Genomic DNA, 21,986 nt, shown 5'->3' with positions numbered 1-21,986 from the left:
TGTCATTCCGGCTGGATGCCGGCGTTTTTGGCCACCTTGGCCCACTTGACCATCTCGGTCTGGATATAGCCCGAGAACTGCGCGGGGCTGCCGCCGGCGGGCTCGATGCCTGCCGCAAGCAGGCGTTCGCGCACGTCCGGCGCGGCCAGCGCCTGGTTGATGCCGGCGTTGAGCTTGTCGATCACTGCCTTGGGCGTGCCGGCGGGCGCGAGCACGCCGCCCCAGGTGCTGGTGTCGTAGCCCGGCAGGCCCGCTTCCGCCATGGTCGGCAGCTGCGGCGCGATGGCCGCGTGCTTGGTGGTGGTGACCGCCAGCGCCCTCACCTTGCCGGCCTTGACCTGCGGGTTGATTGCGGCCACGGTGTCGAACATCAGCGAGACGCGTCCGCTGGTCAGGTCGGGATGCGCCAGCGTGCTGCCCTTGTAGGGGATGTGGACCATGTCGAGGCCGGCCATGCTCTTGAACAGTTCGCCCGAAAAATGCGGGGCGCCGCCCGAGCCGCTGGAGGCGAACGACAACTGGCCGGGATGCGCCTTGCCGTAGGCGATCAGCTCCTTGACCGACTTCGCCGGGATCGACGGCGATACCACCAGCATCAGCGGCACCACATGCGTCAGCGCCACCGGCTCGAAGCTCTTGATGGTGTCGAACGGCAGCTTGCGCACCATGCTGGGATTGATGGCGTGGCTGCTTGCCACCAGCGCCAGCGTACGACCGTCCGGGGCAGCCTTTGCCACCAGGTCGGTGCCGACGATGCCGGTGGCACCGCTGCGGTTGTCGACCACGACCGACTGGCCCCAGGCCTCGGTCAGCTTCTGGCCGACCAGGCGTGCAACGAGGTCGATGGCGCCGCCGGGCGAAGCCGGAACGACGATGGTGATGGGCTTGGTGGGGTAGGTTTGTGCGTGGGCGCCGGTGGGGGCGAAGGCGATGCCGAGGGCTACCGCGGAAAGCGCGGCGGCGATACGGGGAAAACGGGGGAAACGGGGCAAACGGGGCTTGATGTTCATAGTGTCTCCTGCCTGGATTTGTCTGCAGAACGGCTGGTTTGCTCCCCTCTCCCGCAAGCGGGAGAGGGGGCACCCAATTGGTCAACTGGCAACCTGCAGCTTTGCTACCGCTGGTCCGGTGTGGGGCTGACTCGCCCTCACTCCGCCTTCGCCCCCGATTTCTTCACCAACGCCGCCCAGCGCGGAATCTCCTTGTCCATCAGCGCCGCCAGCTCCGCGGGCGTGCTGCCCACGATCTCCATGCCCAGCTGCTGGCTCAACCGCTGCTGCACCGCGGGCTGCTTCAGTGCACGGACGACTTCGGCATTCAGACGCTGGACGATTTCCTTTGGCGTGCCATGCGGGGCATACAACGCCTGCCACGACACCATCTCGAAGCCGCTGACACCGGCCTCGGCCATGGTCGGCACTTTGGGCAGCAGCGCCGAGCGCTTCGGCGAGGTCACGGCCAGCGCGCGCAGCTTGCCGGCCTTGATCATGGCCTCGCCCGCGGTGAGCTGGTCGAACAGGAACGGCACCAGCCCAGCCGCCACGTCCTGCACGGCTTGCGGGCTGCCCTTGTATGGCACGTGGGTCATCGGCACATGGACCAGGTCGGCGAACAGCTCGCCGGCGAGATGGGTCGACGTGCCCGCGCCGGACGATGCGAAACTGAGGCCGTTTTTCTTCTTCGCGTAGGCGATCAGTTCCTGCACGTTGCTGACGGGCAACTCCGCGTTCACCATCAGCACGTTCGGCACATAGCCGACCAGGCTGACCGGCTCGAAGTCCTTGACCGGGTCGTACGACAGGTTCTTGTACAGGCTGGCGTTGATGGCGTGCGTGCTGATGGTGCCGCCGAACAGCGTGTAGCCGTCCGCCTTGGCACGCGCGACGTAGCCCGCCCCCACCGCCCCTGCTGCGCCGGGCCGGTTCTCCACCACCACCGGCTGGCCGAGGGCGCGCGAGACCTCCTGACCGATGGTGCGCGCGACGATATCGGTCGAGCCGCCCGCGGCAAAGGGCACTACCCAGGTGATCGGCCGCGACGGCCATTTGTCCTGCGCCTGCGCCGGCGCGCCCAGCGCGCCGAGGCCGAAAGCCACGCACGCGGCCAGCGTGCGGGCGCTGCGCCTTGCGGCTGCAATCCCTTGCTTCATGATGTCTCCTGCCATGGCCGGTCGTACCGGCCTGTGTTGTTGTCGTTGGCGTGTCAGGCGGGGCGAAGCGGCTAGCGCCCGTTGGCCTTGCGCCAGGCCACGAAATCCTCGCGCGCCTGCTCGCTGGTCGGCGGGTAGAGTCCGATGATCGAGCGGCCCTTGCTCACTTCCTCGGTGACAAAGTCCTCGAACGCCGTCATCTCCACGGCCTCGGCAGCGATTTCTTCGGCCAGGTGCGCCGGGATCACGATCACGCCCTCGCCGTCGCCGACCACCACGTCGCCCGGGAACACCGCGACATCACCGCAGCCGATCGGCACGTTGAACTCCAGCGCCTGGTGCAGCGTCAGGTTGGTCGGCGCCGAAGGCCGCTGGTGGTACGCCGGCATGGCCAGCCGCGCGATCTCGGGCGAATCGCGGAAGCCGCCATCGGTGACGATGCCGGCGCCGCCGCGCTGCATCAGCCGCGTGACCAGGATCGAGCCGGCCGAGGCCGCGCGCGCATCCTTGCGGCTGTCGATCACCAGCACCGCGCCCGGCGGGCATTGCTCGATCGCCTGCCGCTGCGGGTGCGCCGGGTCCTGGAATACGGTGATGGGGTTCAGGTCCTCGCGCGCCGGGATATAGCGCAGCGTGAAGGCCTCGCCCACCATGGTGCCGCCCTCCGGATTCAGCGGGCGTACGTCCTGGATAAACTGGTTGCGCAGGCCGCGCTTGAACAGCGCAGTGCACAGCGTTGCGGTGCTGACGGTCTTGAGCTGGTCCCGTACCGCGGGGCTGAGTCGGGTCATGGTGGTCCTTGCCGGTCTGGTGGCGTCAGTAGATGCTCGGTTCGCCGGTCGGCGCACCGAAGTCGGTTTGCAGGAAATCGAAATCGCAGCCTTCGTTGGCCTGGCGGATATGCTGGGAGAACATCCAGCCATAGCCGCGCCCGAAGCGCGGCGGCGGCGGCGTCCACTCCGCACGGCGGCGCGCCAGCTCTTCATCGGAGACTTCCAGGCGGATGCTGCGCCGTTCGATGTCGACCGAAATCAGGTCGCCGGTGCGCACCAGCGCGAACGGTCCGCCCACGTACGATTCGGGCGAGACATGGAGGATGCAGGCGCCGTAGCTGGTGCCGCTCATGCGCGCGTCGGACATGCGCAGCATGTCACGCACGCCCTGCTTCACCAGCTTCTTCGGGATCGGCAGCATGCCCCACTCCGGCATGCCGGGGCCGCCCTGCGGGCCGGCGTTGCGCAGGATCAGCACGTGGTCGGCGGTGACGTCGAGGTCGTCGCGCTCCACCGCTTCCTTCATCGACGGGTAGTCGTCGAACACCAGCGCCGGGCCGGTATGGCGGAAGAACCGTTTCTCGCACGCGCTGGGCTTGATCACGCAGCCGTCCGGCGCGATGTTGCCCTTCAGCACCGCCAGCGCGCCCTCCTGATACAGCGCGTTCTCCGGCGTGCGGATCACGTCGTCGTTGTAGACCTCGGCCTGGGCGATGGTTTCGCCCAGCGGCCGCCCGGTAATGGTGAGCGCGTCCAGGTGCAGGCGGTCGCTGATGCGCTGCATCAGCGCAGGCAGCCCGCCCGCGTAGAAGAAATCTTCCATCAGGTACTTGTCGCCGCTGGGCCGGATATTGGCGATCACCGGCACGCGCCGGCTGGCCGCATCGAAGTCTTCCAGGCCGATGTCATGGCCGGCGCGCCGGCCCATGGCGATGACGTGGATGATCGCGTTGGTCGAGCAACCCATGGCCATCGCCACGGCGATCGCGTTTTCATAGGCCTGTCGGGTCTGGATGCGCTGCGGCGTCAGGTCTTCCCACACCATGTCGACGATGCGGCGGCCGGCCTCGGAGCACATGCGGATATGGTTGGCGTCGGCCGCCGGGATCGACGAAGCGCCGGGCAGCGTCATGCCGATGGCTTCGGCGATGGCCGTCATCGTGCTGGCCGTGCCCATGGTCATGCAGGTGCCATGGCTGCGGGCGATGCCGGCCTCGATGCCGGTCCACTGCGCGTCGGTGATATTGCCGGCGCGGCGCTCGTCCCAGTATTTCCAGGCGTCCGAACCGGAGCCAAGCACGTTGCCCTTGTAGTTGCCGCGCAGCATTGGCCCGGCGGGGACGAAGATCGCCGGCACGCCGGCGCTGGTGGCGCCCATCAGCAGGCCAGGCGTGGTCTTGTCGCAGCCGCCCATCAGCACGGCGCCGTCGATCGGATGCGAGCGGATCAGTTCTTCCGCCTCCATCGCGAGGAAATTGCGATAGAGCATGGTGGTCGGCTTGACCGAGCTTTCCGACAGCGAGATCGCCGGCAGTTCGATCGGAAAGCCGCCGGCCTGGAGGATGCCGCGCTTGACGTCGTCGACGCGCTGCTTGAAGTGGGCGTGGCAGGGATTGATGTCCGACCACGTATTGATGATGGCGATGACCGGCTTGCCCATCCACTCGCCTGGCGAGTAGCCCATCTGCATGATCCGGGACCGATGCCCCGACGAACGCAGGTCATCGGGTGCGAACCAGCGCGCGCTGCGCAGCGCGTCCGGCGTCTTCTTGCGAGCCGTCATGTGTCTCTTCCACCTTGTTGTCTCGTGCCGGGCGGTCGCGCCGCCGGGCATCGTTCGAAAACATTAAAGCACTAATATATTAGTACGTCAATGCAAGAGATTGCGGGTGAAATCCCTTAGAATCCAGCGCATCAGCAACGCCTCGGCGCCACCGGTGTGGCGACCCAGGCATGCGCCGAGCTTTCTCATGCCATCCGCCACCGTTCCCGCCGCCGCCAAATTCCAGTTCGACCGCACGCGCCACGCGGCCCCGCAGGTGTTCGAACACATGCGCGACCAGATCATCTCGATGGCCCTGCCCCCGGGCACCGTGCTGTCGCGGCCCGAGCTGGCCGACCAGTACGGCATCAGCCAGACCCCCGTGCGCGACGCGCTGATCCGGCTGGGCGAAGAAGGCCTGGTCGACATCTTTCCGCAGCACGCCACCGTGGTCAGCCCGATCGACATCGCCCTGGTGACGCAGGCGCATTTCCTGCGCCGCTCGGTCGAGCTGGAAATCGTGCGCACGCTGGCGCAGCAGGCCGATCCGGTGCTGGTCGAGCGCCTGCGCGCCACGGTCGCGCGACAGCGCATGATGCTCGAGCTGCAGGACCTCGACGAATTCAACGTCAACGACCAGGCCTTCCACCGCGAACTCTACGAAGCGGCCCGGGTGCCCGACCTCTGGACGCTGGTGCGCCGGCAGAGCGGCCACCTCGACCGGCTGCGCCGCCTGCACCTGCCGATTCCCGGCAAGGCGACGGCGGTGCTGCGCGACCATGACGCCATCGTCGATGCGATCGCCGCCGGCGATCCGGCGCGTGCCGAGAGCGCGCTGCGCGCGCACCTGTCCGGCACGCTGGCCAATATCGACGAGATCCGCGGGCGCTTCACCGACTATTTCCGCTGACGGCACCGAGCTTCCCCGCAGCAAACTTCGCCGCACCTCACTCCTCCACCCACATTGCCGGCGTGATCTGGCGCGGATCGGTCACCAGTTCGATCACGGCCGGCGTGCCGGCGGCGCGGGCGCGTTCGAAGGCATCGGCAAACCCGTCGGCATGCTCCACCCGCTCGGCCCACGCACCGCAGGCGCGCGCCATGGCGACAAAGTCCGGGTTGCGGATGCCGGTGCCGCTGACGCGCCCCGGATAGCGCTTCGCCTGGTGCATGCGGATGGTCCCGTACATGCCGTTGTTGACCAGCACCACGATCACGTTGGCACCCGCCTCCGCCGCGGTCGCCAGCTCCTGCGGGTACATCTGGAAGCAGCCGTCGCCGGCGAAGCAGACCACGGTCCGCTGTGGCGCGCGCAGCTTGGCCGCGATGGCCGCCGGCAGGCCGTAGCCCATGGCGCCGCAGGTGGGGGCCAGCTCGGTGCGCGGCTGCCGGTAGGCGAAGAAGCGGTGCAGCCAGACGGTGTAGTTGCCGGCACCGTTGCTCAGGATGGCATCGTCCGGCAGCGTCTGGTCGAGGTGCTGCATCACCTCGCATAGATCGACGCCGCACGCCTGCGCGTTGGGCGCTACCGGGGCCGAGAAGGCGATATGGTCGGCACGCGCGGCACGGGTCCATTCCGGCCAGCGCGGCGAGGAAGGCGCCGCCAGCGCGGCCAGCATGCGCGCCCCCGGCCCGATGCCGGCCTGGATCGGCAGTTCCGCCTGGTAGACGCGTCCCAGCTCGGCGCTGTCGGCATGCACGTGCACCAGCCGCTGGCGCGGCCGCGGCGGTGTCAGCAGCTGGTAGCCGTCGGTGGCAATGTCGCCCAGGCGGGTGCCGAATGCCAGGATCAGGTCGGCGTCGCGCACGCGCTGCGCCAGCCGCGGGTTCATGCCCAGGCTCAGGTGGCCGGCATAGTGCGCGTCGCGGTTGTCGAAGACGTCCTGGCGGCGGAAGGCGCAGGCCACCGGCAGGTCCCAGGCCTTGACGAAGGCGGCAAAGTCCGCCGCAGCGGCGGCGCTCCAGCTGGCGCCGCCGGCAATCACCAGCGGGCGCTCGGCAGCGGCCAGCGCGGCGCGCAGCGCCTCGGCATCGTCCTGCGACGGCGCCGCCGAGACCGGCCGGCACGGCGCGGCATCGGCGCATTCGCACAGGCCGTCCAGCACGTCTTCAGGCAGCGCCAGCACCACCGGGCCGGGCCGGCCCGAGGTCGCGCACTGGAACGCCCGCGCAACCAGTTCCGGGATGCGCTCCGGATCATCGATCTGCGCCACCCACTTGGCCATGCCGCCGAACATCGCGGTGTAGTCGACTTCCTGGAACGCTTCGCGGCCCATGTGCTCGCGCGCGATCTGGCCGATGAACAGGATCATCGGCGTCGAATCCTGCGCCGCGATATGCACGCCGATGCTGGCATGGGTGGCGCCCGGCCCGCGCGTCACGAAGCAGATGCCAGGGCGCCCGGTCAGCTTGCCGTCGGCCTCGGCCATGTTGGCGGCAGCGCCCTCATGCTTGCATACCACCAGCTCGATGTCGGGCTGGTCGTGCAGCGCGTCCAGCACGTCGAGGAAACTCTCGCCCGGCACGCAGAAGATGCGGTCCGTGCCGTGCAGGCGCAAGGCGTCGACCAGCGCGCGGCCGCCGGTGCGGCGCGTTGGTGCGGCAGTCCGGGTGGCATGGGTCGCGTGGGCGTCGGGCAAGGCAGTAGCGGCAGGCATGGGGTTCATCAAGGTTCGGGAAAGGTACGGCGCCGATTGTTGTCCCGGGCCGGCCACGTCCGCCCGCGTCTTCCTGCATGCCTGCTTTGCAGGAAATGCAAGGCCGGGGTGGCCGCCGGCAGGTAGATTGCTGCCAGAATGTCCGCTCGCCCGGCCCGCGCCTTGCCATCGGGAAGGCGTGCCATCCAGGAACAAAGCGAGACAGACATGAGCGAACACCACATTTCCACGCCGGCCCTGCACCGATGGGTCACCGATCTCTGGCTGGCGGCGGGCTCCGATGCGCGCGAGGCGCGCCTGACCGCGGACCACCTGGTCGGCGCCAACCTGAGCGGGCACGATTCGCACGGCGTCGGCATGATCCCCAAGTACGTGCTGTCGTGGCAGGCCGACGAGCTGCAGCTGAACCGCAACGTCAGCGTGCTGCACGACGGCGGCAGCATGCTGAGCCTGGACGGCAACCGCGGCATGGGCCAGGCGGTGACCGAGGAAGCCATGGCGCTGGCGATCGGCCGGGCCAGGGAGCATGGCGTCTGCGTGATGGGACTGCGCCAGTCGCACCATCTTGGACGCGTCGGCCACTGGGCCGAGCAGGCGTGCGCGGCCGGCATGATCTCGATCCACTTCGTCAACGTGCTGTCCAGGCCCATCGTCGCCCCCCACGGCGGCAGCGAAGCGCGCTTCGGCACCAATCCCTTCACGATCGGCTTGCCATTGGCGGGCGCGGAGCCGCTGGTGCTCGACTTTGCCACCAGCGCGATCGCGCTCGGCAAGGTGCGCGTCGCCCACAACAAGGGGACCGAGGTGCCGGCCGGCTGCCTGATCGACGCCGACGGCGTGCCGACCACGCGGCCCGAGGTGATGTTCCCCGCCGACGGCATCGCGCAGGGCGCGCTGCAGGCGTTCGGCGAGCACAAGGGCTATGTGCTGGCGGTGATGTGCGAACTGCTGGGCGCCGCGGTGACCGGCGGCCACACCATCCGGCCCGAGACACTGATGCACCGCCACGCGGTGTGGAACAACATGCTGGCGATCGTGTTCGACCCGCAGCGGCTCGGCACCAGCACCAGCTTCGGCGGCGAGGTGCAGGCCTTTGCCGACTGGATCCGCTCGTCGCGGCAGCAGACCGGCCAGGCCGGCATCGCCCTGCCCGGCGAGCCCGAACGGCAACGCCGGCGCGAACGTGCCGAAGCCATCCCGGTGGACAGCGGCACGCTGGCCCAGCTTGACGACGCCGCAGCACGCGTGCAGTCGGTCCGTGGCACTTCGCCCGGGCCGCTGTCGCGGCTGGCGGCCTGAGCATTACCTCACACCCCGACCCAAAGGAAGCAGATCGCATGCCCTCGGCTAACCAACCCCGCGCCCCCTATTCGCCCCTGCCCAACACCTTCCGTGCCGCCGTGCTTGGCCAGCAGCGCCAGATCGGCTGCTGGTGCTCGCTGGCCAGCCCGGTGACCGCCGAGATCGTCGGCGTGGCCGGCTTCGACTGGCTGCTGCTCGATACCGAGCATGCCCCCAACGACCCGCTGACGCTGCTGCCGCAGCTGATGGCGCTGAAGGACAGCGTCAGCGCCCCCGTGGTGCGGCCGGCGTGGAACGACCCGATCCTGCTCAAGCGCCTGCTCGACCTGGGCTTCTACAACTTCCTGATCCCGTTCGTGGAAAGCGCCGAGCAGGCGCGCCAGGCAGTATCGGCGACCCGCTACCCGCCGCTGGGCACGCGCGGCGTGGCGATGACGCAGCGGAGCAACCGCTACGGCACCATGCCGGGCTATTTCGAGCAGATCAACGACAACCTGTGCGTGCTGGTGCAGATCGAGAGCCGGAAAGGCGTCGATGCCGCCGAGGAGATCTGCGCCGTCGCAGGCGTCGACGGCATCTTCATCGGCCCCAACGACCTGGCAGCCGCCTGTGGCCATCTCGGCAACCCCAACCACCCTGAAGTCCAGGCCGAAGTCGAGCGCATCTTCCGGGCCGCGCGGCAGGCCGGCAAGGCCGTCGGCACACTGACGCCGGTCGAGGCCGACGCGCGCCGCTACCTGGACATGGGCGCCAGCTTCGTGGCGGTCGGGCTGGACCACGTGCTGCTGCGCCAGGCCACTCAGGCGCTGCGCGAGCGGTTTGCCGACTGACGGCAACGGGCGGGGGATGCGCTGATCAGACCAGCCGGGCGCCCGGCCACGCACCCGACATCACGGTATTGCGCACCGACTGGCGCACGGTCTGCATGATGTCCCACAACTCCGGCACCGGCGGCCGGTTGCGCGCCGTGGCCAGCGCCACCTGGCGCGTCACCACCGGCTCGACCAGCCTGGCGCAGCGCAGCCGTCCCTGCGCCACGCGGTCCGCCACCGCGGCGAACGGCAGCAGCGTGGCGCCGCAGCCATCCTCGACCAGCCGCATCGACACGGTATTCGACGCATCGCATTCCAGCGCCAGCTGCAGCGACTTGCCGGCGCGCGCCACCAGGTTTTCGGCCAGCACGCGCAGCCCGTGGCCGGTGCTGGGCAGGATCAGCGGCACCTCGTCCAGGCTGGCGCAGCGGAATGTCGGCCCGATATGGCTCCAGGAGGTCGGCGTGACCAGCGTCAGGTCTTCTTCCAGCAGCACGTCGACCTTGAGCGCGCCGTGCTGGTCGGGCAGGTAGAGCAGCGCGACATCGACTTCGCCTTGCGCCAGCCAGGCCAGCAACGGACTGGCCAGCCCTTCGACAAAACGCACCCGGGTCGCCGGAAAGCGTTGCCTGACGGCCGTGCCGATGCTGGCGAACGCGGTGTTGGCGATGGTCGGCTGCGCCGCGATGATCAGCTGCGCCGGCCCTTGCGCGGCCGAGGCCCGGATCGCTTCGCGCGCCTCGGCCAGCGTGGCCGAGACCTGCCGCGCATAGCCAAGCAGGGTCTGGCCCGCCTCGGTCAGGATCATGCCGCGGCCGGTGCGATGGAACAGCCGGGTATCGAGGCTGGCTTCCAGGCGCGCGATCTGCCGGCTGACCGTGGACTGGTCGGCGCCCTGCTCCAGCGCTGCGCGCGAGATGCTGCCCGTGCCGGCCACGCAGACAAAGCAGGCCAGGTCGTCGGAACTCAGCGGTGCGGGGGCATTGGCGTTCACGGGTTGTCCGGCGGGTTGTCCGGCACATTGCCCGGATCGGCCAGCGGGCCGGTGGCCGCCAGCGCCAGGGCCAGCCGCGCGCCCACCTCGGCGTTGTGCCTGACCAGCGCGATATTGGTCGCCAGGCTGCGGCCGCCGGTCAGCGCCTTGATGCGGGCCAGCAGGAACGGCGTCACCGCCTTGCCGGTGATGCCTTGCGCGGCGGCCTCGGCCAGCGCCTGCGTGGTCAGGGCATCGATCTCGGCCGAGGGCATGGCCGCAGCTTCGGGCACCGGCGTGCTCAGCACCACGCCGCCCGCCAGGCCAAGCTCCCACTTGGCGCGGATAAAGCGCGCCTGCTGCGCCGGGTCATCCAGCCGGTAATCCGCGCGGAAGCCGCTGTCGCGCTTGTAGAACGCCGCCACGTTGTCCTGCCCGCAGCTGAGCACCGGCACGCCATGCGTCTCCAGGTATTCCAGCGTCAGGCCGATATCCAGCACCGACTTCGCCCCGGCGCAGACCACCGCCACCGAGGTTCTGGCCAGTTCCTGCAGGTCGGCCGAAATGTCGAAGGTTTCCTGCGCGCCGCGGTGCACGCCGCCGATACCGCCGGTGACGAAGACCTCGATGCCCGCCAGCGCGGCGCAGATCATCGTTCCCGCCACGGTGGTGGCGCCGAGCTGGCCGCTGGCCAGCACTGCCGGCAGGTCGCGCCGGCTGACCTTGTGCGCCTGCCCGGAGCGCCCCAGCAGTTCCAGTTCGTCGTCGGACAGGCCGATGCGGATGCGCCCGCCGATCACCGCGATCGTTGCCGGCTCTGCGCCGAGGCCGCGGATCAGCGCCTCCACCTCGTGGGCGGTGCGCACGTTCTCCGGGTATGGCATGCCGTGAGCGATGATCGTCGATTCGAGCGCGACCACTGGCCGCCCCGCCGCGCGCGCAGCGGCCACCGGCACGCTGAAGCTCAGCCAGGCCTGGGCGAGCCCGGCATTCATGTCAAGGGGTTGGCGAGCGGGCTGCACTGGCTAGTCGTTGCCCTTTACTGCATTTTTCGTCGCATGCCAGCCCTGCTTCGTCGCGGCGCCGACGGCATGGCCGGCTTCCTTGGCGCCGCGGCCGACGGCATGCGCCGCATCGCGCACCGCGTGGCCGCCCTGCTTGCCCGCCGCCTTGACGCTGTGCTTGAACGCGCGCGCGTCTGACGCAAGGCTTGCATAGGCAGGAACGCTGCATGCGGCCAGCAGCAGCGTCATCGTGATAACTCTCAGGTTCATGGGCATTCGGGGGCCTTTATCGACGCGGCAACCCACTGCGCCGCGCGCCTTATTTTAGCCGGGTCGCCTAAGCTATAACCGCGATCTGCCCCCGGAGCCGACATCGATGTGTCGCATGTTGCCCTCTCATGGCCTTCTGAGCACCCGAAAAAACGGGTCGGCGCATACACCGAATGCGCCGTTACGGCAAGTCGACAGTACCTTCCATGCGACTGCAAGGTGCTGCGACGCAGCAATGGCTGTACAATGTCGGACCCCGATTCGAAGGCCATGGCGCGCCCCTAATTGCGGCCCTCGCCATAGCGAACCCCCTCTTTAGCCTCGACAGCAGGATCCGTCGCACGCGAAGCGTGTGCGCTGCCGTCGAATTGCCATTCACGAAGGAAAAAGCAGTCAATGACAAGCGGCGCACAACGTACGGCAGCCAAATCACGAGATGCAGGAGCGATCAAGGGTCTAGGCCAGACCCCCGGCGGCTCTGCGGCACAGCTTGATCCCTCGGCCGAGGCTGCCGCGCGTAGCCAGCAATTGCGCGCCCTGATCCAGCTGGGCAAGCAGCGCGGGTACCTGACCCACGCCGACATCAGCGACCACCTGCCGGAGAATTTCGCGGACACGGCGGCGATGGAAAGCATCGTCAACACGTTCGCCGAAATGGGCGTGAAGATCTACGAGCAGACGCCTGATGCCGAAACGCTGCTGCTGAGCGACGGCCCGGTGGTCGCCTCCGACGACCAGGCCGAGGAAGAAGCCGAGGTGGCGCTGTCCACCGTCGACTCCGAATTCGGCCGCACCACCGACCCGGTGCGCATGTACATGCGCGAAATGAGCTCGGCCACGCTGCTGACGCGCAAGCAGGAAGTGGAGCTGGCCAAGCGCATCGAGGACGGCCTGAACAACATGATCCATGCGGTCTCGGCGTGCCCGTCGACGATCGCGACGATCCTGGAGCTGTCCGAGCGTGTGTCCACCAACGAGATGGCGATCGACGACCTGGTCGACGGCCTGAGCGATGAGAGCACTGCGGAAGCCGCCGCGGCCCCCGCTGCCGACGATGAGGTCGAAGACACCAGCGTCAGCGCCGATGACGAAGACGGCGACGAAGACGATGCCGACGAAGGCTCGACCCAGCAGGCCGGCGGCGCCGAGACCGACTCGGCGCAGCTGCGCGAGGAATGCCTGAAGCGGTTTGCGCGCGTGGCCGCGCAGTTCGAAGTGATGCGCAGCGAAGAGGCGGCCGACGGCACCCAGTCGCCGGCCTTCCTCGCCGCCCGTGACGCGGTGCGCGAAGAACTGCGCACGATCCGCTTCACCGCGAAGACCATCGAGCGCCTGTGCGCCGACGTGCAGTCGATGGTCGATGCCGTGCGCGCCGTCGAGCGCCAGGTGCTGCAGCTGCTGGTCGAGCGCTGCGGCATGCCGCGCGAGGACGTCGTGGCCCGCTTCCCCGGCAATGAAACCAACCTCGCCTGGGGCCAGGCACTGGTGGCGGAAAACCGCCCCTACAGTGCCGCCGTGGCGCGCGCCCTGCCCGACCTGGAGTCGCACCAGCAGAAGCTGATCGACATCCAGGCCCGCGCCACGCTGTCGCTGGCCGAGCTGAAGTCGGTCAACCGCAAGATGCTGGCCGCCGAGCGCCAGATGCGCCAGGCCAAGCACGAGATGACGCAGGCCAACCTGCGCCTGGTGATCTCGATCGCCAAGAAGTACACCAACCGCGGCCTGCTGTTCCTGGACCTGATCCAGGAAGGCAATATCGGCCTGATGAAGGCGGTGGACAAGTTCGAGTACCGCCGCGGCTGGAAATTCTCCACCTACGCGACCTGGTGGGTGCGCCAGGCCGTCACGCGCGCCATCGCCGACCAGGCCCGGACCATCCGCGTGCCGGTGCACATGATCGAGCAGATCAACAAGCTCAACCGCCTCTCGCGCGAGATCATGCAGCAGACCGGCAAGGAGCCGGATCCGGCGGTGCTGGCCGAGCGCATGGACATGCCGGAGGAGAAGATCCGCTCGATCATGAAGATCGCCAAGGAGCCGGTGTCGATGGAAACGCCGGTGGGCGAGGACGGCGACACCAGCCTGGGCGACATGATCGCCGACTCGGACAACGCCACGCCGGCCGATGCCGCGCTGCAAGCGGGCCTGCGTGCGGTCGTGCGCGAAATGCTGGATGAGCTGACTCCGCGTGAGGCCAAGGTGCTGCGCATGCGCTTCGGCATCGACATGGCCAGCGACCATACGCTGGAAGAAGTCGGCAAGCAGTTCGACGTCACGCGCGAGCGGATCCGCCAGATCGAGAGCAAGGCCATGAAGAAGCTCAAGCACCCCAGCCGCGCCGACCGGCTGATGACCTACCTGCGGGACGCTTGATCTCCGGCCGGCCGGCGAACACCGGGCGGCGCATGGGAAGCTGCCGTGCCGGTTCGTCGCAATGTGGCCGGCTGACACACTTGTTAGGGCAAAATCCCGGTCTGGGTGGCCCGACGGGGCCACGGGAGCTTTTTCATGACTGACTCGAACCTATCTTTCTTCGGCAGGGTTTCGCTTGCCGTGGGCACCTTCTTCGCCATCCTCGGCGACGGCCAGCTCGCGTCCGGCATCAAGCGGCTGCGCAGCGGCGAGAGCGCCGCGCGGGCAGCGCCGGCCCCCGTCGCCGCGCCGGTCCCGGCAGCGACGCCCGAGGCCCCCACGCTGAAAGAGGCCAGCCCGGTGGCGGCACTGCAGCTGCTGGGCCTGCTGCAGCGCGACGCCCGCTTCGTCGACTTCGTCGAGGAAGACATTGCCCGCTATTCCGACGCGGAAATCGGCGCCGCCGCGCGCCTGGTGCACGACGGTTGCCGCGCGGTGCTGCGCGAGCACTTCACCATCCGCCCGGTGCGCGAGGAAGCCGAAGGCAGCCGCGTGACGGTGGCCGACGGCTTCGATGCCACCGCCATCCGCCTGACCGGCAACGTGGTCGGCAGCGCGCCGTTCCACGGCAGCATCAGCCACCGCGGCTGGAAGGTCGAGGAAGTGCGCCTGCCGCGCGTGGCCGAGCGCCATGACGCCACCGTGATCGCCCCGGCCGAGGTCGAGCTATGAGCGAAGCCCGCTACGCCATCGGCATTGACCTGGGCACCACCCACAGCGCACTGTCCTACGTCGACCTGGCCGCCAGCGATGGCGAGAAGACCAGCCAGGACGTGCAGGCCATCGCGCAGCTGACCGCGCCGGGCGCCGTCGAGGATCTCGACCTGCTGCCCTCCTTCCTGTACCTGCCGCACGCGAGCGAGCTGTCGCCCGGCGACCTGGCGCTGCCATGGACCGCCGAGCGCGATTTCGCCGTGGGCGAGATGGCGCGCACCCGCGGCGCGGCCACCCCGATCCGGCTGGTGTCGAGCGCGAAAAGCTGGCTGTGCCACCCCGGCGTCGACCGCCGCGCGCAGATCCTGCCCGCCGACGCGCCGCCGGAAGTGTCGCGCGTGTCACCGCTGGAGGCATCGGTGCGCTACCTGAGCCACCTGCGCGAGGCCTGGGACCAGGCCCATCCCGACGCGCCGTTCGGCGAGCAGGACATCACGGTCACGATCCCCGCATCGTTCGACCCCGCCGCGCGCGAGCTGACCGCCGAAGCGGCAGCCGCGGCCGGCTATGCCCGCATGACCCTGCTGGAGGAACCGCAGGCCGCGCTGTACAGCTGGATCCAGAAAAGCGGCGGCCAGTGGCGCAAGCAGGTGAAGGTCGGCGACATCATCCTGGTCGTCGACGTCGGCGGCGGCACCACCGACCTGTCGCTGATCGCGGTGATCGAGCGCGACGGCAACCTGGAGCTGCACCGTGTCGCCGTGGGCGACCATATCCTGCTTGGCGGCGACAACATGGACCTGGCGCTGGCCCACGTGGTGGCGCGCAAGCTGGCCGCGCAAGGCACGCAGGCCGATCCGTGGCAGCTGCGCGCGCTGACCTACGCCTGCCGCCCGGCGAAGGAAACGCTGCTGACCGACCCCACCACCGACACCGTGCCGCTGGTCGTGCCGAGCCGCGGCTCCAAGCTGATCGGCGGCTCGATCCGCACCGACCTGACCCGCGCCGAGCTGACGCAGACCATCCTGGAAGGCTTCTTCCCGCAGGTCGAGGCCTCGGCGCGGCCGGTCAGCCGAGCGCGCGCCGGCCTGACACAGCTAGGCCTGCCGTATGCGCAGGACGCGGCCATCACGCGCCACCTGGCCGCATTCCTGGGCCGTCAGGTAGCCGCGCTGGCCGAACTGGAAGGCTTCCAGGGCGCGCAGCCGGAAGGCGCGACCTTGCTGCATCCGACCGCGGTGCTGTTCAACGGCGGCGTGTTCAAGTCGGAACTGCTGGCCAAGCGCATCCTGCAGACCCTCAACGGCTGGCTCGCCGGCGAAGGCGCCGCGCCCGCGCGGCTGCTGGGCGGCGCCGAGCTGGACCTGGCCGTGGCGCGCGGCGCGGCCTACTACGGCTACGTGCGGCGCGGCAAGGGCGTGCGCATCCGTGGCGGTACCGCGCGTTCCTACTATGTCGCGGTGGAATCGTCGATGCCGGCCGTGCCTGGCTTCGAGCCGCCGATCCAGGCGCTGTGCGTGGCGCCTTTCGGCATGGAAGAAGGCACCGATGCCGCGCTGCCGCCGCAGGAATTTGGCCTGGTGGTGGGCGAGCCGGTGCATTTCCGCTTCTTCGGTTCGTCGGTGCGCCGCCAGGACCAGGTCGGCACTTTGCTCGACTTCTGGGGTCCGGAAGAACTGCAGGAGCTGGAAGAAATCCAGGCAACCCTGCCCGCCGAAGGCCGCACCGCCGGTGAAGTCGTGCCGGTCAGGCTGCATGCGCGCGTGACCGAGGCCGGCACGCTGGAGCTGGAAGCCGTGCCGCGCGGCAACGGCGAGCGCTGGAAGGTCGAGTTCGACGTGCGCGGCAGCGCCGATGCCTGAGGCAGCGCCCGCGCCGGCGAAGCCGTACGTCGTCGGCATCGACCTGGGCACCAGCAATACGGTCGTCGCCTACGCAAAGGCCGGGTCGGACGATATCCGTGTGTTCGATATCGACCAGCTGGTCAGCCCCGGCGAGGTCGCGGCGCGCCCGCTGCTGCCGTCGGTGCGCTACCACGCGGCGCCGGGCGAGCTCAGCGGGGACGATTTGCAGCTGCCCTGGCAGACTGCCGCCAGCGCCGCCGCGCGCCGGACAGTGTTCGGCCGGCTCGCGGCAACGCTGGGCGCGCAGGTACCCGGCCGGCTCGTCGCCAGCGCCAAGAGCTGGCTGTCGCACGCATCGGTCGACCGCACCGCGCCCATCCTGCCGTGGGGCGGGCCTGACGACGCCGACAAGATCTCGCCGGTGGTCGCCAGCGCCAGTTACCTGGGTTACGTTGCCGCGGCCTGGAACCACCGTTTTCCCGACGCGCCGCTCGAGCAGCAGGACGTGGTGCTTACCGTGCCTGCCTCGTTCGACGAAGGCGCGCGCGCGCTGACGCTCGAGGCCGCGCGGCTGGCGGGGTTGCCCGCGCTGCGGCTGCTCGAGGAACCGCAGGCTGCGCTCTACGACTGGCTGTTCCATCATCGCCAGACGCTGGATACCGACCTCGCGCAGACACGCCTGGTGCTGATCTGCGACGTCGGAGGGGGCACCACCGACCTCACGCTGATCCGGGTGGAGATGCAGGACGGGCAGCCGCAGTTGGCACCGCAGTTGACACGCATTGGTGTCGGCAACCACTTGATGCTCGGCGGCGACAACATGGACCTGGCGCTGGCGCACCTGGTCGAAGCGCGCCTCGGCGCGGGGCAGCGGCTGTCGGCCTCCAGCCTGTCGCAACTGGTGGCTCGCAGCCGCGCCGCCAAGGAACAGCTGCTCAGTGCGCAGGCGCCGGATTCCGTCACGGTCACGCTGCTCGGTGCGGGTTCGAAGCTGGTCGGCGGCGCGCGATCGGTGGAGGTGACGCGGCAGGAAGTCGAGCAACTCGTTGTCGACGGGTTCTTTCCCAAGGTTGCATCCGCCGAACGGCCCGGCCGCGCGCGTGGCGCCATCGTCGAGTTCGGCCTGCCCTATGCGTCCGACCCGGCCGTGACGCGGCACGTCGCCGGCTTCCTGTCGCAGCACGCCGCGCAGTCGCGCATGGCGCTGGAGGCTCCGCCCGCACAGGACGATGCCCTGCCCGTTCCCGACACGCTGTTGCTGAACGGCGGCGTGTTCCGCGCGCAAGCGCTGGCAGGCCGCATCGCCGAGATGCTGGGCGCGTGGCGCGGCGCGCCGCTGCACGTGCTGCACAACGCCGATCCCGACATCGCGGTGGCACGCGGCGCGGTCGCCTATGCAAGGGCCCGCAGCGGCCAGGCACCGCGCATCGGTGGCGGTTCGCCGCGCAGCTACTTCCTCGTCCTCGACGACGGTGCGACGGGCCAGCAAGGCATCTGCCTGCTGCCCAAGGGCACCGAGGAAGGCCATGAGGTCCACCTCAGCGACCGTACTTTTGCGCTGCGGGTCGGGCATCCGGTGCAATTCCACCTGGTGTCGTCCGTCGCCGATACCGTCTACCCGCCAGGCAAGCTGGTCGACCTGTCGGCAGGCGACTTCGTGCGGCTGCCGCCGATCGCCACCGTCGTTCCGGCGCGCGGCGCCCGCGGTCCGCGCGAGACGCCGGTGCAGATCAGCACATCGCTGACCGAGGTGGGCACGCTCGAAGTCCACTGCATCGATATCGCCGATGCCGCGCAACGCTGGCGGCTGGAGTTCCAGCTGCGCGGCAACGACGCCCCGGCGGAAACGCCCGCACCCGCGACGGCGCATCCGGCGCTGCCGCAAGCCATCGAGGCCATCGACCGCACCTTCGGCGCCCGTTCGCAGGACGTCGGCCCCAAGGAGGTCAAGCGCCTGCGCGCGCAACTGGAGCAGGTGCTAGGCCTGCGCGATCAATGGGACAGCGCCCTGCTGCGCGAGCTGTTCGGTGCGTTCTGGGAACGCGCCAAGCGACGCCGCCGCAGCGCCGACCATGAACGCCTGTGGCTGAACCTGGCAGGCTATTGCGTGCGCCCGGGCTTCGGCTATCCGCTGGACGAATGGCGCGTCGAGCAGCTCTGGTCGCAGTACGACCAGGGCATCCAGTATGTCAACGAAACCCAGAACTGGTCGGAGTGGTGGACGCTATGGCGTCGCGCCGCCGGCGGTCTCGATGAAAGCGCGCAACTGCGCTTGTTCGAGGACATGGCGTTCTACCTGCAGCCGCCCGGCAGCGGACACTACAAGAAGCCTGCCGGTCCCACGCGCGGCGGCTATGCCGACATGGTGCGCCTGGCCGGATCGCTGGAACGCCTGTCGGCCGACACCAAGGTCGAGCTTGCCGGCTGGCTGCTGACGCGGCTGCGCAAGCCATCGGAAAACAACCTCGCCTGGTGGGCAGTGGGCCGCATCGGCGCGCGCATGCCGTTCTATGGCAGCGCGCACAGCGTCGTGCCGGCGGAGATCGCCACGCAATGGATCGACGCCATCCTCGCGCTCGACTGGAAGAAGGTCGAGCCCGCCGCGTTCGCCGCGGTGCAGATCGCGCGCATGACCGGCGACCGCACCCGCGACCTCCCTGACGAGACCCGGGCCAGTGTAGTGCGCCGGCTCGAAGCCGCCAACGCGCCGCAAAGCTGGATCGCCATGGTCCGCGAAGTCGTCGAGCTCAATGCCGCTGACGAAGGGCGGGTCTTCGGCGAGGCGCTGCCCGCCGGGCTCAAGCTGATCGCGCAGTAATGGCCGGGGCCTGTTGCAAATGGCCCCGCTCCTTCCTGTCTCACGACTTCCCATGCGCCCGTAGCGTCATTTGAAGGTGGCGTGAATTTCACCTATTCTGACTTGCTCCTGCTGCCGTGGCGGTAGCCAGGACTTCAAGGAGCAAGACAATGCGCGTCATGGTGATCGTCAAGGCAACGAGCGATTCCGAAGCCGGCAAGATGCCGAGCACTGAATTGCTGACGGCAATGGGCAACTTCAACGAAGAACTGGTCAAGGCCGGCATCATGCTCGCCGGCGAGGGCCTGCATCCGAGCGTAAAGGGCAAGCGCGTACGCTTCTCCGGCAAGGAGCGGACCGTGACGGACGGCCCCTTTGCGCAGACCAATGAACTCATCGCGGGATTCTGGCTGTGGCAGGTCAGGTCGATGGACGAGGCCATCGCATGGGTCAAGCGCTGTCCCAATCCCATGGAGGGCGAATCGGAGATCGAGATCCGCCCGGTGTTTGAAGCCGAGGATTTCGGCGCCGAATTCACGCCTGAATTGCGCGAACAGGAAGAGCGGCTGCGCGCCCAGGTTGACAAGCAAGCCGACCAGCCGCGCTGACAAGGGCTAAAGGCGCGGCGCGGCGTATGGAAAGCCATACTCCCTGCTGAGCCGGTCAAGCCTGGTGCGCAGGCTTGCCAGCTCGCCGGCAAGCCGCCGCGCCATGATCGGCAGCGGGCCGGGCTCCAGTTCCGCCACGACGACTCCTGGTGCGGACGCCGGCAATGGCGCCTGGCCGGTCTCCAGTGCATCGGCCATGGCCAGCAGTGCGGCGTCGATGCCGGGATCGTTGCCTTCGCGCAAGCCATCTTCAAATTCGATCGTGGCCATCAGTTCCAGCGCGCTGATACAGACGCGCGCGCCATGCTGGATTTCCTCGAACTCTGCGGCTGGCACGCCCGTCTCCTTGGCTACCGAAGGGATCAGCCCGCGCAGCGGGATCAGCTTCGCTCCCAGCTCCACCATGGCCGCGCGCAGCTCGGCAGAATCGGCAAAGCCATGCTGCATCCGCGTATGGACCGCCATGCTGGCGCGCAGCAGCCCGGCCAGCCTGATGCGCCATGAATAGGAGGCATAGGCTGGCAACGCAAAGGAAAACACCAGCGCGATCGCGGTACCGATAAACACGTCGGCGGTGCGCCAGAACGCGTCGGCGATATTCTGTTCGCCATGGCCGGCGGTGATCACCACGGTAATCGCCGCCAGCAGCGCGATATAGCCGCCCTGGCCGATGGCATGGTAGGCGCAATAACCGCAGATCAGCGCCAGCAGCGCGTAAGTCAGTAATGGCTGGCCAAAGAATGACTGCTGCACGATCAGCGCCAGGCCGATGAGCGCCCCGATCAGGGTACCGATCCCACGTTCCGCGGCGCGGCGGCGGATGTTGCCGTGGTGCTGGAGCCCGCCGATCACGACCAGCACCGTGATGGTGGCCCACTCGCCGTGCGGGATGTCGATGCCGGTGGTCAGGGCAATTGACGCCAGCAATGCCAGCGCGACACGCGTGGCGTGGAACAGCCTGGCTTGCCGAAAGCGACGGTTTGTGTCGAACAGCGCGTCGGTGGTTTTGCGCAGGATTGCTAGCATGGTTTTGCTTGGCTTGGCGGGGATTGCCAAGTTTATGGTACCGGAGGTTTTTTTAGCTGTGTCTCGGTGACACGCTGTCGGTTGTCTAAGCGCCTGCTTTCGCTGTTGATGACGTGCTGTCGAGCGGCAGAAAGTCACCAAAAAGCGCGTTTACGGCCCTGCGGGCGGCCACTCTTATCGTAGTCGGCGGCGGCTTTCGTACGGGGCTTGGCTTCGTTGCAGGGCAGGACTGCCTGACGCCGTGGTGCGCCACGGTGGCTCGGGATTGATGCGGGGATTGAACGAGCCCAGAGCTGTGGGTGGCCCCCCTGCTCCTGGCGGCATGGTAGGAACGCCTTCGGCTGCGCTGCACGCCGGCCCTAAAGGCGGGGCTGCCGCCACCGGCCGCCTGGCTTAGGACCCGCCAAATCGGGCAATGGCGCTGTGCGAGCGCAGCGACGCACTCCGTGCCCGCGCCGCCGACCTGCGATACTGAGCGCGCGCAGCGCAGCCGCAGGCGTTCCTGCGGTGACGCCGGCAGCAGGCGGCCTACGCCCTGCATGGGGATCGTTCAAAAGTGGGGCGACGCAGCCACGATCTCCAACTCACCTGGCGTAGCAGGTTCGAACCACTACCCACATCGAACGGCAATCACCATCGCCCGAACCACCCACGCCGCCAAATTGATAGCCAGCCGCTAAGGCGACGCGCTTTTTGGTTACTTTTTGTCGCTCGGACAAAAAGTGACCCGCCCAGCAGGGCGGAACCAGCGGTTCAACGGCCGACAGCATGTCATCAAAGCGACAGCTAAGCGTCAAAGGCCGACAGCATGTCACCAGCCGCGCCAGCATGGTCGCCAACCACCTTGCAGCAAAATTCAAAATCCGAAAAAGCAAAAACCCCTCGCAGCACACGCTGTCGAGGGGTTTTGCACAATAAGAGCCTGGCGATGACCTACTTTCAC

Annotated in this window: 18 protein-coding genes; 8 read left to right on the top strand and 10 right to left on the bottom strand. The window is 68.6% G+C overall.

Going from position 1 to position 21,986, the window contains the following annotated elements; all coding sequences use genetic code 11:
• Window positions 1-2: 2 nt before the first annotated feature.
• The 4 genes from J8I82_RS34050 to araD all read right to left on the bottom strand — a co-directional run bounded on the left by J8I82_RS34050 (window position 3) and on the right by araD (window position 4,705).
• Window positions 3-1,010, bottom strand: coding sequence for a tripartite tricarboxylate transporter substrate binding protein (locus tag J8I82_RS34050; RefSeq protein ID WP_209764105.1), 1,008 nt, complete (start codon window positions 1,008-1,010; stop codon window positions 3-5).
• A gap of 137 nt (window positions 1,011-1,147) precedes the next feature.
• Entirely contained in the window at window positions 1,148-2,149 is a 1,002-nt protein-coding gene (locus tag J8I82_RS34045) for a Bug family tripartite tricarboxylate transporter substrate binding protein (RefSeq protein ID WP_209764103.1), read from the bottom strand.
• A gap of 71 nt (window positions 2,150-2,220) precedes the next feature.
• Window positions 2,221-2,940: a ribonuclease activity regulator RraA gene (locus tag J8I82_RS34040; protein WP_029049079.1), complete on the bottom strand. Its 720-nt coding sequence runs from the start codon at window positions 2,938-2,940 to the stop codon at window positions 2,221-2,223.
• 25 nt (window positions 2,941-2,965) lie between these two features.
• Window positions 2,966-4,705 carry an L-arabinonate dehydratase gene (gene araD, locus J8I82_RS34035; RefSeq protein ID WP_209764101.1) on the bottom strand — a complete coding sequence of 580 codons (1,740 nt, stop codon included), beginning with the start codon at window positions 4,703-4,705 and terminating at the stop codon, window positions 2,966-2,968.
• A 187-nt stretch (window positions 4,706-4,892) separates the two neighbouring features.
• Between araD and J8I82_RS34030 the strand changes: the two genes are divergently transcribed.
• Entirely contained in the window at window positions 4,893-5,594 is a 702-nt protein-coding gene (locus J8I82_RS34030; protein WP_209764099.1) for a GntR family transcriptional regulator, read from the top strand.
• A 37-nt stretch (window positions 5,595-5,631) separates the two neighbouring features.
• Here the strand turns inward: J8I82_RS34030 and J8I82_RS34025 are convergent, their stop codons facing one another.
• The gene (locus tag J8I82_RS34025; RefSeq protein ID WP_209764098.1) at window positions 5,632-7,341 is read right to left on the bottom strand and encodes a thiamine pyrophosphate-binding protein; all 1,710 of its coding nucleotides are present in this window, start codon (window positions 7,339-7,341) and stop codon (window positions 5,632-5,634) included.
• A 207-nt stretch (window positions 7,342-7,548) separates the two neighbouring features.
• On the opposite strand from J8I82_RS34025, the gene J8I82_RS34020 reads away from it, so the two are divergent.
• Both J8I82_RS34020 and garL read left to right on the top strand, forming a co-directional pair.
• Entirely contained in the window at window positions 7,549-8,640 is a 1,092-nt protein-coding gene (locus J8I82_RS34020) for a malate/lactate/ureidoglycolate dehydrogenase (RefSeq protein ID WP_209764096.1), read from the top strand.
• Window positions 8,641-8,678: 38 nt separating this feature from the next.
• Complete coding sequence (gene garL, locus J8I82_RS34015) at window positions 8,679-9,473, top strand: 2-dehydro-3-deoxyglucarate aldolase (RefSeq protein WP_209764095.1); 795 nt, start codon at window positions 8,679-8,681, stop codon at window positions 9,471-9,473.
• A 25-nt stretch (window positions 9,474-9,498) separates the two neighbouring features.
• Here garL and J8I82_RS34010 read toward each other — a convergent pair whose 3' ends face one another.
• Genes J8I82_RS34010 through J8I82_RS34000 form a run of 3 tightly spaced genes read right to left on the bottom strand, consistent with a single transcriptional unit; the run spans window position 9,499 to window position 11,681 of the window.
• A complete protein-coding gene (locus J8I82_RS34010) occupies window positions 9,499-10,449 on the bottom strand; it encodes a LysR family transcriptional regulator (protein ID WP_284183243.1) in 951 nt (316 codons plus the stop codon).
• Window positions 10,446-11,423 (bottom strand): pseudouridine-5'-phosphate glycosidase, encoded by a 978-nt coding sequence (locus J8I82_RS34005; RefSeq protein ID WP_209764093.1) that lies wholly within the window; start codon window positions 11,421-11,423, stop codon window positions 10,446-10,448. Before J8I82_RS34005 ends, J8I82_RS34010 begins: the two co-directional genes overlap by 4 nt.
• Before the next feature lie 30 nt (window positions 11,424-11,453).
• Entirely contained in the window at window positions 11,454-11,681 is a 228-nt protein-coding gene (locus J8I82_RS34000) for a hypothetical protein (RefSeq protein ID WP_209764091.1), read from the bottom strand.
• 417 nt (window positions 11,682-12,098) lie between these two features.
• Between J8I82_RS34000 and rpoD the strand changes: the two genes are divergently transcribed.
• From rpoD to J8I82_RS33975, 5 genes are all read left to right on the top strand, one after another.
• The gene (rpoD, locus tag J8I82_RS33995) at window positions 12,099-14,075 is read left to right on the top strand and encodes an RNA polymerase sigma factor RpoD (RefSeq protein WP_209764089.1); all 1,977 of its coding nucleotides are present in this window, start codon (window positions 12,099-12,101) and stop codon (window positions 14,073-14,075) included.
• 135 nt (window positions 14,076-14,210) lie between these two features.
• On the top strand, window positions 14,211-14,786 hold the full coding sequence (locus J8I82_RS33990) for a DUF2760 domain-containing protein (protein WP_209764088.1): 576 nt from the start codon (window positions 14,211-14,213) through the stop codon (window positions 14,784-14,786).
• Window positions 14,783-16,630: an Hsp70 family protein gene (locus tag J8I82_RS33985; RefSeq protein WP_209764087.1), complete on the top strand. Its 1,848-nt coding sequence runs from the start codon at window positions 14,783-14,785 to the stop codon at window positions 16,628-16,630. Before J8I82_RS33990 ends, J8I82_RS33985 begins: the two co-directional genes overlap by 4 nt.
• Window positions 16,623-19,430 carry an Hsp70 family protein gene (locus tag J8I82_RS33980; RefSeq protein ID WP_209764086.1) on the top strand — a complete coding sequence of 936 codons (2,808 nt, stop codon included), beginning with the start codon at window positions 16,623-16,625 and terminating at the stop codon, window positions 19,428-19,430. The genes J8I82_RS33985 and J8I82_RS33980 overlap by 8 nt, the downstream gene beginning before the upstream one ends.
• 149 nt (window positions 19,431-19,579) lie before the next feature.
• Window positions 19,580-20,017, top strand: coding sequence for a YciI family protein (locus J8I82_RS33975; RefSeq protein ID WP_209764085.1), 438 nt, complete (start codon window positions 19,580-19,582; stop codon window positions 20,015-20,017).
• Between the two features lie 6 nt (window positions 20,018-20,023).
• Here J8I82_RS33975 and J8I82_RS33970 read toward each other — a convergent pair whose 3' ends face one another.
• Window positions 20,024-21,043, bottom strand: coding sequence for an FUSC family protein (locus J8I82_RS33970; protein ID WP_209764084.1), 1,020 nt, complete (start codon window positions 21,041-21,043; stop codon window positions 20,024-20,026).
• 584 nt (window positions 21,044-21,627) lie between these two features.
• Window positions 21,628-21,986 (bottom strand): hypothetical protein (locus J8I82_RS33965; protein ID WP_209764082.1); only part of this gene is annotated, 359 nt, incomplete at its 5' end.

It is taken from the genome of Cupriavidus consociatus (assembly GCF_017814975.1).
Taxonomy (GTDB): domain Bacteria; phylum Pseudomonadota; class Gammaproteobacteria; order Burkholderiales; family Burkholderiaceae; genus Cupriavidus; species Cupriavidus consociatus.
This window is presented reverse-complemented; position numbering and strand designations above follow the sequence as displayed.

Excerpts from the sequence above, each read along its gene's own strand:
- J8I82_RS34050 (WP_209764105.1), bottom strand. The coding sequence starts at position 1,010 with ATGAACATCAAGCCCCGTTTGCCCCGTTTCCCCCGTTTTCCCCGTATC.
- J8I82_RS34045 (WP_209764103.1), bottom strand. The coding sequence starts at position 2,149 with ATGAAGCAAGGGATTGCAGCCGCAAGGCGCAGCGCCCGCACGCTGGCC.
- J8I82_RS34040 (WP_029049079.1), bottom strand. The coding sequence starts at position 2,940 with ATGACCCGACTCAGCCCCGCGGTACGGGACCAGCTCAAGACCGTCAGC.
- araD (WP_209764101.1), bottom strand. The coding sequence starts at position 4,705 with ATGACGGCTCGCAAGAAGACGCCGGACGCGCTGCGCAGCGCGCGCTGG.
- J8I82_RS34030 (WP_209764099.1), top strand. The coding sequence starts at position 4,893 with ATGCCATCCGCCACCGTTCCCGCCGCCGCCAAATTCCAGTTCGACCGC.
- J8I82_RS34025 (WP_209764098.1), bottom strand. The coding sequence starts at position 7,341 with ATGCCTGCCGCTACTGCCTTGCCCGACGCCCACGCGACCCATGCCACC.
- J8I82_RS34020 (WP_209764096.1), top strand. The coding sequence starts at position 7,549 with ATGAGCGAACACCACATTTCCACGCCGGCCCTGCACCGATGGGTCACC.
- garL (WP_209764095.1), top strand. The coding sequence starts at position 8,679 with ATGCCCTCGGCTAACCAACCCCGCGCCCCCTATTCGCCCCTGCCCAAC.
- J8I82_RS34005 (WP_209764093.1), bottom strand. The coding sequence starts at position 11,423 with ATGAATGCCGGGCTCGCCCAGGCCTGGCTGAGCTTCAGCGTGCCGGTG.
- J8I82_RS34000 (WP_209764091.1), bottom strand. The coding sequence starts at position 11,681 with ATGACGCTGCTGCTGGCCGCATGCAGCGTTCCTGCCTATGCAAGCCTT.
- rpoD (WP_209764089.1), top strand. The coding sequence starts at position 12,099 with ATGACAAGCGGCGCACAACGTACGGCAGCCAAATCACGAGATGCAGGA.
- J8I82_RS33990 (WP_209764088.1), top strand. The coding sequence starts at position 14,211 with ATGACTGACTCGAACCTATCTTTCTTCGGCAGGGTTTCGCTTGCCGTG.
- J8I82_RS33985 (WP_209764087.1), top strand. The coding sequence starts at position 14,783 with ATGAGCGAAGCCCGCTACGCCATCGGCATTGACCTGGGCACCACCCAC.
- J8I82_RS33980 (WP_209764086.1), top strand. The coding sequence starts at position 16,623 with ATGCCTGAGGCAGCGCCCGCGCCGGCGAAGCCGTACGTCGTCGGCATC.
- J8I82_RS33975 (WP_209764085.1), top strand. The coding sequence starts at position 19,580 with ATGCGCGTCATGGTGATCGTCAAGGCAACGAGCGATTCCGAAGCCGGC.
- J8I82_RS33970 (WP_209764084.1), bottom strand. The coding sequence starts at position 21,043 with ATGCTAGCAATCCTGCGCAAAACCACCGACGCGCTGTTCGACACAAAC.